Below are 13,971 nucleotides of genomic sequence, written 5' to 3' on the forward strand. Positions count from 1 at the left end.
TTTGTCCATTATGGACTTTTAGTCCTGTTGATCAAGCGATAAACCTCAACCCGCGAAGTGAAACCCATCCGCCAGCTTCTCCTTCAAATAGCCGACCAACGCACTCACCGACTTCGGCACATGGGGCGAATACGGCCGAATCAGGTAGATCTCATTGGCAAACGCGCCCTTGAGCGTCCAGTCCTTGAGCACCTGCACCAGCTTGCCGCTGGCCAGCGCGGCATGGGCGCTGAAGTCCGGCAGCAGGGCAATGCCCAAGTGGTTGAGGGCCGAGTCGCGCAGCGCCTCACTGTTATTGGTGGCAAAGCTGCCGGCGATGGGCACGGTGAGGCGTTCGACGTTTTTACTGCCGCGCTCGAAGGTCCAGGCAGGCTGGTCGGTACCCCGAGGGTAGAACAGGCAGTTGTGGGTCGAGAGGTCGCCGGGTTCGCGAGGTTCGCCGTGGTGTTGCAGGTAGTCGCGGGTGGCCACCAGCACCGAGCCGGTGTCGCAGAGTTTCCAGGCGACGTGGGTTTCCGGCACCTGGAAACCGTGGCGCACGGCCAGGTCGTAGCCTTCGGCGGCCAGGGAACTGAGCGCATCGGACACATCCAGCTGGATACGTACTTGCGGGTATCGCTGCAGGAATTCCGACAGATGCGGCACCAGTTGCTGTCGGGCAAATGCCACTGGCGCGGTAAGGCGCACCAGCCCGCGAATCTCCCCCACCGAGTCACGCACCGACGAGAAACTGCGGGCGATTTGCGCATAGGCGCTACGCACTTCACGGGTCAGCGACAGCCCCGCATCGGTCAGCCGCACACTGCGCGTGGTGCGGGTGACCAACTGGGTGCCGGTGGCCTTTTCCAGATCGGCAATCCGCTGGCTGACCGCCGACTTGCTCACCCCCAGGCGTGCGGCGGCTGCGGTGTAAGTGCCTTGCTCTTCCAATATGGAAAGCCAGTGGATATGGGTCCACAGCCCTTCGATCTCAGATTTTTCCATGGGTGTATTGTTCGCATATGTGGACAATAAGTTCAGGATTCTGCTCTGGTTTGGAACAAAGCGAAAGCCTATCGTGTGTCCCAACGCTACCCACCGGGATCGACTGCCATGACCACTACAATCGAGCACTACATCAACGATCAGCGCGTGTCTCGCGATGATCGCTATCAGGACGTCTTCAACCCGGCCACCGGCGAAAAAACCGCTCGCGTTGCGCTGGCCAGCCGCCAGACTGTTTCCGAAGCCGTTGCCGCCGCCCAAGCCGCCTTCGACGGCTGGGCCGACACCCCGCCCATCCGCCGCGCCCGTGTGCTGTTCCAGTACCTGCACCTGCTGCGCGAGCGCAAGGACGACCTGGCGCGCATCATCGTCGCCGAGCACGGCAAAGTCTTCACCGACGCCCAAGGCGAAGTGGACCGTGGCATCGATATTCTGGAATTCGCCTGCGGCATTCCCAACCTGCTCAAGGGCGAGCACTCCGACCAGGTCTCCCGAGGCATGGACAACTGGACAATGCGCCAACCGCTGGGCGTCGTGGCCGGCGTCACGCCGTTCAACTTCCCGGTGATGGTGCCGATGTGGATGTACCCGATCGCCATCGCGGCGGGCAACACCTTCATCCTCAAGCCAAGCCCGACTGATCCAAGCGCCTCGCTGTTCATGGCTGAGCTGCTGCGTGAAGCCGGCCTGCCCAAAGGCGTGTTCAACGTGGTGCAGGGCGACAAGGAATCGGTGGATGCACTGATCGAACACCCTGACGTCAAGGCCGTGAGCTTCGTCGGCTCCACACCGATTGCCCAATACATCTACGAAACCGGCGCGCGCAACGGCAAGCGTGTACAGGGCCTGGGCGGCGCGAAAAACCATATGGTGGTGATGCCCGACGCCGACATCGAAAAAACCGTCGACGCGCTGATGGGCGCTGCTTATGGCAGTGCTGGCGAGCGCTGCATGGCAATCTCCGTCGCCGTGCTGGTCGGCGATGTCGGTGACAAAGTCATTGCTGCCTTGACCGAACGCGCCAAGCAGCTGCGCATCACTGACGGTCGCGACCTCAAGGCCGAGATGGGCCCGATTGTGTCCCGCGCCGCGCTGGAACGCATCAGCGGCTACATCGAACAGGGCGTACAGTCCGGCGCGCAATTGCTGCTGGACGGGCGTGACTACGTGCCCACCGAAGCGGGTCTGGAAAACGGCTTCTGGCTCGGCGCGACCCTGTTCGACCATGTGACCCAGGAAATGAGCATCTACCGCGAAGAAATCTTCGGCCCGGTCCTGGCCTGTGTGCGGGTCAACGATTTTGGCGAGGCGATCAAGCTGGTCAACGATCACGAGTTCGGCAACGGCGTCAGCTGCTTCACCCGCGACGGCAACATTGCCCGCGAATTTGCGCGGCGTATCCAGGTGGGCATGGTCGGCATCAACGTGCCGATCCCGGTGCCGATGGCCTGGCACGGGTTTGGTGGCTGGAAGAAGAGCCTGTTTGGCGACATGCACGCCTATGGCACCGAGGGTGTGCGTTTCTACACCAAGCAAAAATCGATCATGCAGCGCTGGTCGGAGAGCATCGAGCAGGGCGCGGAGTTTGCGATGCCGGTGTCCAAGTAATCCAGGATTGTAGAAATCCAGTGTGGGAGGGGCTTGCCTCTCCCACATTTTTTTTGCGCGAGGGTTGACGGTCAGGCGATTGAATAATACTGTACATAAACACAGTGTTTAAGCGCTGATCAACCAGGACGGCACCATCAGCTACGCCAAACACTGTGTGCAAGTTAACGGATTAACTCAATGCACAGGCTCGTCAAACCGAGCCGTTTTTATAGAGAGAGGGAACTCATGTCGTATCCAGAAAGCAAACTCACCGGCCTGACCGGTTTTGCACTCGCCGCCAAAGTCACCGGCGGCTGGTCTGGCCAGGTGGTCAGTATCACCACGCTGGATCAACTCAAAGCCAACATTGGCGACACCACCCCACGGGTCCTGGTGATCAACAGCAACATCGCGGCGTCGAGCCTCACCAAGGTCAACATGGGCGCCAACAAGACCCTGATCGGCTCATTCCAGAACCGTACCTTGGAGAATATTCACCTGCGTGCAACCGCGCAGTCGCAGAACATCATTCTGCAAAATATTATCTTCAAGCATTCGGCCAGCATTAAGGCCAATGACGATATTCAGGTGTACCTGAACTACGGCAGCAAGTACTGGATCGATCATTGCTCCTTTGTTGGCCACACCTGGTCAACCACGGATGGCAGCGAAGACAAATTGGTGTACATCGGTGAAAAGGCTGACTACGCCACCATCAGCAACTGCTTCTTCGGTAACCACAAATATGGCCTGATCTTCGGTCACCCGGCCGATGACAACAAAGCCGAGTTCAATGGTTACCCGCGCCTCACGTTGTGCCACAACCGCTTCGACAACATGGAAGTCCGCGCGCCGGGCTTGATGCGCTACGGGTACTTCCACGTCTACAACAACTACATCAACAACTTCCACCTGGGTTTCACCCTGGCGCAGAACGCCAACATCCTTTCTGAGAGCAACTATTTTGGAGAGGGCAGCCAGAACAAAGGCATGTTGGATGACAAGGGCACCGGAACATTCACCGACACCAACAGCGTGCCGGCGATCACCAACCAGAAGTCGCCCAAGGCCCAATGGACGGCCAGTTCCAACTATGGCTATACCTTGAAGACAGCCGCCCAGGCCAAGGACTTCACGCAGAAAAATGCGGGGGCTCAGGCGGTGGCGTTGGTGTTCGGTAGTTAACGCCGGATAGTCATTGTGGGAGCGGGCTTGCTCGCGAAAGCGGAGTGTCAGTCAATGGATGTGTGGCTGACCCACCGTCTTCGAGGGCAAGCCCCCTCCCACATTTAGCCTGCGGTGTGCTTGGGATCACTCACCTGCGCCCCGCCCGCGTACTCACGTCCACCCACACCGCCAGCACCAGGATGCTGCCCTTGACGATCATCTGCCAGTAACTGTCCACATCCAGCATCGACATGCCGTTATCCAGGCTGGTAATCACCAACGCGCCGAGCAGCGCGCTATACACCGTGCCCGAGCCACCGCGCATCGACGTGCCGCCGATAAAGCACGCCGCAATCGCATCCAGTTCGCCCATGTTGCCCGCCGACGGCGAACCCGCCGCGAGACGTGCGGTGTTGACCAGGCCGGCCAGTGCGCACATCACCCCCATGATGCCGAAGATCCACAGTTTCACCGCCTGCACGTTGATGCCCGACAGGCGTGTGGCCTCCATGTTGCTGCCCACCGCGTAGACGCGGCGACCGAACACGGTCTGGCTGGTGACGTAGCTGAACACGCCGAGCAGCACCAGCAACAGCAGCACCGGCACGGGGATGCCGTCGTAGCTGTTGAGGGTGGTGACGAACCCGGCGAGCACCGCGCCGATCACCCCGACGCGCACTACATCACGCACCAGCGAATGCGCGGCCAGCCCGTGGAGCGCACGGTTGCGCCGTTGTTTCCAGGTCAAGAACAGCGTCAGCGCAAACAACAAAATCCCGAGGCCGACGCCCACTGTGTGCGGCAAATATCCCTGGCCCACGTACACCAGCGACGGCGATACCGGCGCAATGGTGGTGCCGCCGGTGATCCCCAGCAGAATCCCGCGAAACGCCAGCATGCCGCCCAATCCGACGATAAACGAAGGGATGCGCAGATAAGCCGTCATGTAGCCGTTGGCCAACCCGATCATCAGCCCGCACAGCGCCACCAGGCTGAGATTGGCCAGCAACGGGATGTGATAGACCACATCCAGGATCGCCGCCAACCCGCCCAACAACCCCAGCAACGAACCCACCGACAGATCAATCTCGCCGCTGATAATCACCAGCACCATGCCGCACGCCAGGATCCCGGTGATCGCCATCTGGCGCAGCAGGTTCGACAGGTTGCGCGGTGTCAGGAAACCGCCCTCGGTCTGCCAGCTGAAAAACAGCCAGATCACCGCCACGGCGATCACCAGGGCGAGCATTTTGTAGCGGGTAAACAGCTGTTTGACCTGATTCATCTACGCGGTCTTCCGATCATTATTGTTGTTATGGCTGAGCGCGGCGGCGAGCACTTGTTCCTGGGTGAGCCCCTCGTTGATGAAGTCGCCGCGCAGTTGGCCGTCGCCGATCACCAGCACGCGGTTGGACACGCCGAGCACTTCGGCCAGTTCCGAAGACACCATGATGATCGACACGCCTTCGGCCGCCAGCGCGCCCATCAGTTTGTAGATCTCATACTTGGCGCCCACGTCCACCCCGCGTGTCGGCTCGTCGAGGATCAGCACCTTGGGCTTGGCCATCAGCATTTTTGCCAGCACGGCCTTTTGCTGATTGCCGCCAGAGAGGCTGGTGATCGGCAAGAACGGGCTGGAGGTCTTGAGGTGCATGCGTGCGATCTGCTGGTCGATGCTGCCCAGTTCGGCTTCGGCATCGATGCGGGTCATATGGGCATAGGTGTCGAGGATCGCCAGGGTGATGTTCTGGCCCACGCCCAGGTCGGGAACGATGCCTTGGCGCTTGCGGTCTTCCGGCACCATGCACAGCCCGGCGCGGATCGATTTGAGCGGCGTGCGTGTGTCGATCACCTGGCCGTCCAGCCACACTTCGGCGCTGTAGCGGCCGGGGTAGGCGCCGAACAGCGCCGACACCAGTTCTGTGCGCCCGGCACCGACCAGTCCGGCGATGCCGAGGATTTCGCCGCGCTTGAGCACGAAGGAAATATCATCGACACGCTTGCGCCTGGGGTTGTCCACGTCATAGCAGGTGACGTTGCGCGCTTCGAAAATCACCTCGCCGATGTCATGGGGTTCGGTGGGGTAGAGGTTGCTCATTTCCCGCCCGACCATCTGCGTGATGATTTGCGGGATGTCCATGTCGGCCATGGCCGTGGTCGCGATGTGCTTGCCGTCGCGGATCACCGCAATGGTGTCGCACACCGCCGCCACTTCATCGAGCTTGTGGGAGATGTACACGCAGGCCACGCCCTTGGCCTTGAGGTCTCGGATGATGTCGAGCAGCACCTCGATTTCCGAACGGGTCAGGGCCGACGAGGGCTCGTCGAGGATCAGCAGGCGCGCTTTTTTATTCAGCGCCTTGGCGATTTCCACCAGTTGCTGGTAGCCGCCGCCGTATTGCGACACCGGCAAGGCGACATTCATATCCGGCACCTTGAGTTCACGCATCAGCGCTTCGGCGCGGTGGAGCATCGCCGGGTAGTTCATGCGGCCACCGGGCAACGTCAGCTCGTGGCCCATAAAGATGTTTTCGGCCACCGAGAGGTCGGGCACCAGGGTCAGCTCCTGGTGGATGATCACGATGCCCGCGGCCTCGGTTTCGCTGATGGACTGGGCCCTGAGCGGCTGCCCATCCCAGAGGATCTCGCCGTCCCAGGTGCCGTACGGGTAGACCGCCGACAGCACCTTCATCAAGGTTGATTTGCCCGCGCCATTCTCACCGCACAGGCCGACACACTCCCCCGGCCGCACGCTGATGTCGATGCCGTTCAGGGCGTTGACACCGCCAAAGGTTTTGACGATGCCGGTCATTTGCAGCAGGTAGTCGGCCATGGCGGTCACTGCCCGGCAATCTGCTCTTTGGTGTAGAACCCATCCTTCTCCAACAGATCAATATTGGCCTTGGTCAGCGGGGTCGGGGTGAGCAGGATGGTGTCGACCTGTTTGCTGCCGTTGTCGTACTGCGAGCTGTAGGTGGGTTTTTCGTTGCGTGCCAGTTGCACCGAGAGCTTGGCGGCTTCGGTGGCGATCAGCTTGAGCGGCTTGTACACGGTCATGGTCTGGGTGCCGTCGATCACGCGCTTGATTGCGGCGAGGTCGGCGTCCTGGCCGGAGATCGGCACCTTGCCCGCGAGTTTCTGCGCGGCCAGGGCCTGGATCGCACCGCCGGCGGTGGCGTCGTTGGAGGCGACGATGGCGTCGATCTTGTTGTTGTTCCGCGTCAGGGCGTTTTCGACGATGCTCAGGGCTTCGGTGGGGTTCCACTCCTTGACCCATTGTTGGCCGACCACCTTGATATCGCCCTTGTCGATGGCCGGTTGCAGCACCTTCATCTGGCCTTCGCGCAGCACTTTGGCGTTGTTGTCGGTGGGCGCGCCGCCGAGCAGGAAGTAGTTTCCCTTGGGCGCGGCTTGCAGCACGCCGGCGGCCTGCATTTCGCCGACTTTTTCGTTATCGAAGGAGATGTAGGCGTCGATGTCCGCGTTGAGAATCAGGCGGTCATAGGACACCACCTTGATCCCGGCTTTCTTGGCTTCGGCCACCGCGTTAGTCAGCACCGTGGCGTTGAACGGCACGATCACGATGACGTCGACGCCCCGGGAGATCAGGTTTTCAATTTGGGAGATCTGCTTCTGCTCGTTGGCATCGGCCGATTGCACAAAGACTTTCGCGTCGAGTTTTTCGGCAGCGGCGACGAAGTAGTCACGGTCGCGGGACCAGCGTTCAAGGCGCAGGTCGTCGATGGAAAAACCGATTTTCGGGTGGGCAGGGTCGGCCATGACCGGCAGGGCGAGCAAGGCCAGGGCCGTGGCGAGCAGGGTGCGTTTGAATGACTTCATGGTGGTGCGTCCTTTTATTGTTGTTGGAAGACTCTAGTCGAACACCGCTGTTGCTGTTGCTGTTGCTGTTGCTGTTGCTGTTGCTGTTGCTGTTGCTGTTGCTGTTGCTGTTGCTGTTGCTGTTGCTGTTGTGGTGAGCGGGCTTGCCCCGCGCTGGGCTGCGAAGCAGCCCTGAAGTCAGGCACCTCGGTGTTTCAGGTAAAATTGTGTCGTCTGGTTTGGGGCTGCTTCGCAGCCCAGCGCGGGGCAAGCCCGCTCACCACAATCCCAATCCCAGCCACAATCCCAACCATAACCACAACCCCAACTGCAGCCACAGGCAAAAGTACACAGGATCACTCAGGTGTAGATAAACCGGTTCACAACCCCTTCAAGCATCTCCTGCCGCCCACTCACCGCCTGAGGGTTGAGCTCCTGGGCAAATGCATGCTCGGCCAGCGATTGCAGGCTGAACTCACCCGCCAGCACCGCCTGGCCCAGTGGCTGTTGCCAGCCGGCATAGCGCTGGTCCTTGAACTGTTGCAACCGGTCGTTCTGCACCATGGCTGCCGCACGTTCCAGGGCCAGCGCCAACGTGTCCATGGCCGCGACGTGCCCGTGGAACAGATCCACATCATCCAGGCTCTGGCGGCGCACCTTGGAATCAAAGTTATAGCCGCCGTTCTTGAACCCGCCAGCCTTGAGGATTTCATAAGTGGCCAGGGTCATTTCCTCGACGCTGTTGGGGAACTGGTCGGTGTCCCAGCCGTTCTGCGGGTCGCCACGGTTGGCGTCGATGCTGCCGAAGATGCCGAGGGACACGGCCGTGGCAATCTCGTGATGGAAACTGTGCCCGGCCAGGGTCGCGTGGTTGGCCTCGATATTCACCTTGATCTCATGTTCCAGGCCGTACTCATGCAAAAAGCCGAACACCGTGGCGCTGTCGTAATCGTATTGGTGCTTGGTCGGCTCCTGAGGCTTGGGCTCGATCAGCAGGTCGCCCTTGAAGCCAATCTTGTGCTTGTGTTCCACCACCATGCGCATAAAGCGCCCGAGCTGTTCGCGCTCACGCTTGAGGTCGGTATTGAGCAGGGTTTCATAGCCTTCACGGCCGCCCCACAGCACATAGTTGGAACCCTTGAGCCGCAGGGTGGCGTTCATCGCGCTGTACACCTGGGCGGCGGCATAGGCGAACACTTCCGGGTCCGGGTTACTGGCCGCGCCGGCGGCAAAGCGCGGGTTGCTGAAGCAGTTGGCGGTGCCCCACAGCAGTTTGATACCGCTCTGTTCCTGGTGGCGCTCCAGGTGGTCGACCATCTGCGCGAAGTGCTGGCGATATTCCTTGAGCGAACTGCCTTCGGGCGCCACGTCGGTGTCGTGAAAACTGTAGTAGTCGATACCCAGCTTGGAAAAGAACTCAAAGGCCGCATCCGCCTTGCCCATGGCCAGTCCCATCGGATCGCCACTGCGCTGCCAAGGGCGCTTGAAAGTGCCCACGCCGAACATATCCGCACCGGGCCAGACGAACGTGTGCCAATAACAAGCCGCCATGCGCAGATGCTCGCGCATGGGTTTGCCGAGGATCAACTTGTTGGCGTCGTAGTGGCGAAAGGCGAGGGGGGAGTCGCTGCTGGGGCCTTCGAAGCGAACCTTCTCGACACCGGGGAAGTACGGCATGGCGTTTTCCTTATTGTTCTTGGCGGTGTCTGGATACTAGCAACGGCAATGGGCCTGCCGATTATGAAAATCACCAAGGCGTAGTGCGATTTTGTGCAGTGAGGGCTAGTCTGTCGAAACAGGCCCCAGGACAAAAACAATGAAAACCCTACCGCCCGTGCACCGCATTGCGCTGTTGTTCAACGGCAGCAAAATCTACGACCGCGGCATCATCGCCGGCATCGGCAATTACCTGAGCAGTACGCGGGTCTCCTGGGACTTGTTCCTGGAAGAAGACTTTCTGTGCCGCCTCAAAGGCATCGAGCGCTTTCAAGGCGATGGGATCATTGCCGACTTCGACGACCCGCTGATCGGCGAGGCGCTGGCTGGCAGCCAGTTGCCGGTGGTGGCGGTGGGCGGTTCCTATGAGGATACGCGCGCCTATCCCCAGGGCATTCCCTATGTGGCCACCGACAATTACGCCTTGATGAAGCTGGCCTACGAGCACCTGATCGAGGCCGGGCTGACGCGCTTTGCCTGTTTCAGCCTGCCCGAAGCCCAGGCCAACCGCTGGGCCCAGGAGCGCGAAAAAGCCTTTCGCCGCCTGATGCTGCGCGATGGTTTGCACGTTGAGGTGTATCGCGGCCTGGGCACCAGCGCGCCGTTGTGGGACAGCGCCGTGGAGCAACAGATCGCCTGGCTGGAAAGTTTGCCCAAACCCATCGGCATCATCGCCGTCACCGATGCCCGTGCCCGGCAATTGCTGCAAGTCTGCCTTACCGCCGGTATCGCCGTGCCGGAGCAAGTCGCGCTGATCGGCATCGACAACGACCCGCTGACCCGCACCCTCACGCGGGTGCCGCTGAGTTCGGTTATCCAGGGCACCGAAACCATGGGCCGTACTGCCGCCGCACTGTTGCACCAGATGCTGCATGGCAAGCCTTGCGTGGGTACGCGGGTCCTGGTACCGCCGGAGGCGATCAATGTGCAGGCCTCCAGCTTGCATCAACCCTTGGGTAATCCGTACGTGATGCAGGCGCTGCTGTTTATCCGCCAGTACGCCTGCCAGGGCATCAAGACCGCGCAGGTGGCGGCCTATGTCGGCGTGTCGCGCTCATCCCTGGAAGCGCACTTTCGCAAGGTGCGCGGCTGCAGCGTGCATGACGAGATCCTGCGCTTCAAACTCGCCGCCGCCGCCAAGGGCCTGGAGAGCCACGAACTGGCGATTGCCGATATTGCGGCCAAGTGCGGCTTCAAGTCGGCGCAGTACCTGCATACGGTGTTTCGTCGTGAATTGGGTTGTACGCCGAGGGAGTACCAGCAGGGTGCGGAGTTTGAGTTGCCCGTGCCTGAGTAACGCCTTACATACACTGCTGGACCCAATGTGGGAGGGGCGGTGCGACGCTTCGACTTGCCCCCGAATGCGGTGGATCAGTCAATCAATTCATTGACTGACACCGCCATCGGGGGCAAGCCCCCTCCCACCTTTTTAACGTGTTCAGGCAGTTGCTTTAGCGGGCTTCAGGCATTCGATGGAGCGATCCACGGTGGTCTTTGCAATTTCCAGCAAATGCCACACGGCCAGAATCTTCGCCCGTTCGGGGCTTGGTAGCAGGTCACCGCAATCCAGCGCCGTGGCGGAAGCGCTGTCGAGCAAGCTGGCGGTGTAAAGCAGGGCATCTTCGAAACTCAGGTCTTCGTTGACCGAGTGGAGGCCTTGAGTGGGCAGGTAATGGTCGATGGCGCGGTTGAAGGCGGCGCGGTCTTTGGCGGGATCAAAGGGTGGATCGGGGATGACTTTATTCATGGTGTACCTTCGCGTTGGATGAGGGGCCGACACCCTTCGCGACTAAACGAGGGTGGCGGCTGTACGCAGGTTAGTCGACCGGCTCCAACGCGAAAATACCGGCGCACCCGAAGGTGCCCTGCGCACAGCCACCATAAAACTGATGAAGGACCATGCACGCGTTGGAAGATCAGGCGACTAAACCCGATCACTGATTTGGCAGTGACGGACGGCGGACTAGCCAGCGATTCCAACAGGCACAAGGCGGCAGGAATTGTCTAGGAAACGTCCTGCAATTAAAAGCGACCCGACTTGCTGGCCCTTTACAAACCATGACCAAATGCCACTAACGATACCGCTCACCTATTGAAATGCAGGCGATGTAGAAGGGGCTTGGTGCCGATACCGGAGCGCGCGGTGCAAGGGCACCGCGCGGACAGAGGGGTTATGGCAGGGCGTAGGCGATCACGTAGTCGCCACGGTCAGTGGATTGGCGTGCACCGCCAGCGGTGATGACTACGTACTGCTTGCCGGTTTTCGGCGACACGTAGGTCATCGGGCCGCCTTGGCTGCCGACGGGCAGGCGGGCCTTCCAGACTTCATCACCATTGCCGCTGTTGAAGGCGCGCAGGTAGAAGTCCTGGGTACCGGCGATAAAGATCAAACCGCCCTGGGTCGACAGGGTGCCGCCGAGGGTCGGCAGGCCGATCTTGATTGGCAGGTGCATGCGGATGCCCAGCGGGCCGGTGTCTTCAACAGTGCCGACCGGTACTTGCCACGCGACTTTCTGGGTCTTCATGTCGATAGCGGTCAGGGTGCCGAACGGCGGCGCCTGGCACGGAATGCCGGCCACCGACAGGAAGCGGTTTTTGTTCACGGCATACGGCGTGCCCTTGAGCGGGACGGCGCCCATGCCGGTGTTCAGCGCTTCGCCACCGGAGGAGGTTTGGGCGTTTTTCTGCGCCGGCACCATCTGGATCCACAGGCCCAGGCGCATGTCGTTGACGAAGATAAAACCGTGCACCGGGTCGGTGGAAATACTGCCCCAGTTCATGCCGCCCAGGGAGCCGGGAAAGCTCAGGGATTTATCGGTGCCCGGCGCGGTGTACAGACCGTCGTAGCGCATGCCTTTGAAGTCGATGCGGCACAGCAACTGGTCGTACGGCGTGGCGCCCCACATGTCCGATTCAGTCAGGGTTTGCGCGCCGATCTGCGGCATGCCCACCGATTTAGGCTGGGTTGGAGAGTAGGGCTCATTGGGGATGTTGGCGGCCTTGACCGGTACGTCTTTGACCTCGGTCAGCGGCTTGCCGGTGGCGCGATCCAGCACGTAGATCTGCCCGGCCTTGGTGCCAATCACCACCGCCGGTACAGCGTTGTCGCTGCCAGGCGGGGTGAAGTCGATCAGGCTTGGCTGCATCGGCAGGTCGAAGTCCCACAGGTCGTTGTGGACGGTCTGGTACACCCATTTTTCCGCACCGCTGGAGGCATCCAGGGCCAGCACCGAAGCGCCGTATTTATGGTTGAGCTGGGTGCGCTCAACGCCGTAGATATCGGTGGACGAACTGCCCATCGGCAGGAAAATCGTGTTCATCAGCGGGTCGTAGGACATCGGCGCCCAGCTGTTTGGCGTGCTGCGCACGTAGGTGCTGTCGCCGGTCGGGGCTTGTTTGTCTTCTGGGTTGCCGGGGTCGAAGGCCCAGCGCATCTGGCCGCTGATTACATCAAAACCACGGATCACGCCGCCTGGCATGTCGGTCTGCACGTTATCCGCCACGCGGCCGCCCACCACAACGGTGGTGCCGGCGATCAGTGGGGCAGAGGAGAGCTGGTAGTAGCTGTCCGGGACGTTGCCCAGGCCGGCTTTCAAATCCACTTGGCCGTGGGTGCCGAAGTCTTCGCAGAATTTGCCGGTGTCGGCATCGACCGCGATCAGGCGTGCGTCGATGGTGTTGGTCAGCAAACGGCGCTGGCACTGCGCGCCGGGCGCAACCGTGGCGGCGATGATCGGCGAGCTGTTGGGCTGGGGCGGCTGGGCAATCGGCGCGGTGGCGTCGAAATACGCCATGCCACGGCAACGCTGCCACACCGCCGACTTGGCGTTGACTTCGTTCTTCCACAGCTCTTTGCCGGTGTCGGCGTCGAGGGCGATCAGGTTGTTGTGCGGGGTGCAGATGAAGACTTTGTTGCCGATCTGCAGCGGGGTCAGTTGGTCTTCGGCACCGTTGCCGTCGCTGATCGCTACGTCGCCGGTGTGGTAGGTCCAGGCGACTTTGAGCTTGTTGACGTTGTCGCGGTTGATCTGGTCCAGCGCGGCGAAACGGCTGCCGCCTTCGGTGTTGCCGTAGTGCGCCCAATCTTTCTGCGCATCGGCCGGGGCCACGGGCGTGACGCCTGGGCCGGCACCGGTGGGGGCGACACTTGGGTGGGCGACAAACATATTGCCCGCCGCAACCGCTACGCCCACTGCCAACACGGCAGCGACGCCATAGGCACCGCGTGCAGGCTTGCCGACCAGCAGCGGATACACCAGCGCCACGACCATGCCGATGGCGGCGAACATGAACACGCGCGAGAACAGCGGCCAGAACACCAGGCCCACATCCGCCACGGCCCAGATGGCTGTGCCGACCAGGAATGCGGCGAACAACCACGCGCCCGCCGGGTTACGCCGGGCAATCAACAGGCCGGCAATCGCCATGACGACGCCGCCGATCAGGAAGTACCAGGAGCCACCCAGACTGACCAGTTTGGCGCCGCCGACGGCGAGGGCAAGGCCGAGCAGGGCGATGACAACGCCCAGGCCCAGGAGTAGGAATCTAGAGACGCCAGGGGCGCGCGATGCTCGTTTCATGTCGAAAGGACTCGAATGTGAGAGGGCAAAGACGCGATTTTAGCAAGATAAGTAACCAGATAGTACATTTTGCAACGCGTCTTAGGCCATTGCGGACGCCCTGGTTAGCACGAAA

Annotated in this window: 11 protein-coding genes; 4 read left to right on the top strand and 7 right to left on the bottom strand. The window is 61.1% G+C overall.

The annotated features are described in order from the left end of the window. Window positions 1-45: 45 nt before the first annotated feature. Entirely contained in the window at window positions 46-984 is a 939-nt protein-coding gene (locus DNK50_RS14430; RefSeq protein ID WP_112194711.1) for a LysR family transcriptional regulator, read from the bottom strand. Between the two features lie 108 nt (window positions 985-1,092). On the opposite strand from DNK50_RS14430, the gene DNK50_RS14435 reads away from it, so the two are divergent. Both DNK50_RS14435 and DNK50_RS14440 read left to right on the top strand, forming a co-directional pair. After that, the gene (locus DNK50_RS14435) at window positions 1,093-2,592 is read left to right on the top strand and encodes a CoA-acylating methylmalonate-semialdehyde dehydrogenase (RefSeq protein ID WP_099584553.1); all 1,500 of its coding nucleotides are present in this window, start codon (window positions 1,093-1,095) and stop codon (window positions 2,590-2,592) included. Window positions 2,593-2,820: 228 nt separating this feature from the next. Next, window positions 2,821-3,759: a pectate lyase gene (locus DNK50_RS14440; RefSeq protein WP_112194713.1), complete on the top strand. Its 939-nt coding sequence runs from the start codon at window positions 2,821-2,823 to the stop codon at window positions 3,757-3,759. Window positions 3,760-3,889: 130 nt separating this feature from the next. On the opposite strand, the gene DNK50_RS14445 is transcribed toward DNK50_RS14440, so the two are convergent. From DNK50_RS14445 to xylF, 3 genes are read right to left on the bottom strand one after another with little or no spacing between them, the layout of a single operon-like run. Next, window positions 3,890-5,026, bottom strand: coding sequence for a sugar ABC transporter permease (locus DNK50_RS14445; protein WP_112194715.1), 1,137 nt, complete (start codon window positions 5,024-5,026; stop codon window positions 3,890-3,892). Then, a complete protein-coding gene (gene xylG / locus DNK50_RS14450; protein ID WP_177411523.1) occupies window positions 5,027-6,574 on the bottom strand; it encodes a D-xylose ABC transporter ATP-binding protein in 1,548 nt (515 codons plus the stop codon). Between the two features lie 5 nt (window positions 6,575-6,579). Continuing rightward, window positions 6,580-7,581 carry a D-xylose ABC transporter substrate-binding protein gene (gene xylF, locus DNK50_RS14455; protein WP_099584557.1) on the bottom strand — a complete coding sequence of 334 codons (1,002 nt, stop codon included), beginning with the start codon at window positions 7,579-7,581 and terminating at the stop codon, window positions 6,580-6,582. On the opposite strand from xylF, the gene DNK50_RS28795 reads away from it, so the two are divergent. Then, window positions 7,572-7,718, top strand: coding sequence for a hypothetical protein (locus DNK50_RS28795; protein ID WP_162633378.1), 147 nt, complete (start codon window positions 7,572-7,574; stop codon window positions 7,716-7,718). The two genes, xylF and DNK50_RS28795, sit on opposite strands and share 10 nt — an antisense overlap. A gap of 202 nt (window positions 7,719-7,920) precedes the next feature. On the opposite strand, the gene xylA is transcribed toward DNK50_RS28795, so the two are convergent. After that, window positions 7,921-9,237, bottom strand: a complete 1,317-nt coding sequence (gene xylA / locus DNK50_RS14460) for a xylose isomerase (protein WP_112194717.1) — start codon at window positions 9,235-9,237, stop codon at window positions 7,921-7,923. A gap of 139 nt (window positions 9,238-9,376) precedes the next feature. Between xylA and DNK50_RS14465 the strand changes: the two genes are divergently transcribed. Beyond that, window positions 9,377-10,573: a XylR family transcriptional regulator gene (locus DNK50_RS14465; RefSeq protein WP_112194719.1), complete on the top strand. Its 1,197-nt coding sequence runs from the start codon at window positions 9,377-9,379 to the stop codon at window positions 10,571-10,573. A gap of 141 nt (window positions 10,574-10,714) precedes the next feature. On the opposite strand, the gene DNK50_RS14470 is transcribed toward DNK50_RS14465, so the two are convergent. Then, window positions 10,715-11,023, bottom strand: coding sequence for a DUF6124 family protein (locus DNK50_RS14470; protein WP_112194721.1), 309 nt, complete (start codon window positions 11,021-11,023; stop codon window positions 10,715-10,717). A gap of 424 nt (window positions 11,024-11,447) precedes the next feature. Continuing rightward, window positions 11,448-13,856, bottom strand: a complete 2,409-nt coding sequence (locus DNK50_RS14475; protein WP_112194723.1) for a glucose/quinate/shikimate family membrane-bound PQQ-dependent dehydrogenase — start codon at window positions 13,854-13,856, stop codon at window positions 11,448-11,450. Window positions 13,857-13,971 lie beyond the last annotated feature (115 nt).

Source organism: Pseudomonas sp. LG1E9 (assembly GCF_003290225.1).
Taxonomy (GTDB): domain Bacteria; phylum Pseudomonadota; class Gammaproteobacteria; order Pseudomonadales; family Pseudomonadaceae; genus Aquipseudomonas; species Aquipseudomonas cyclaminis.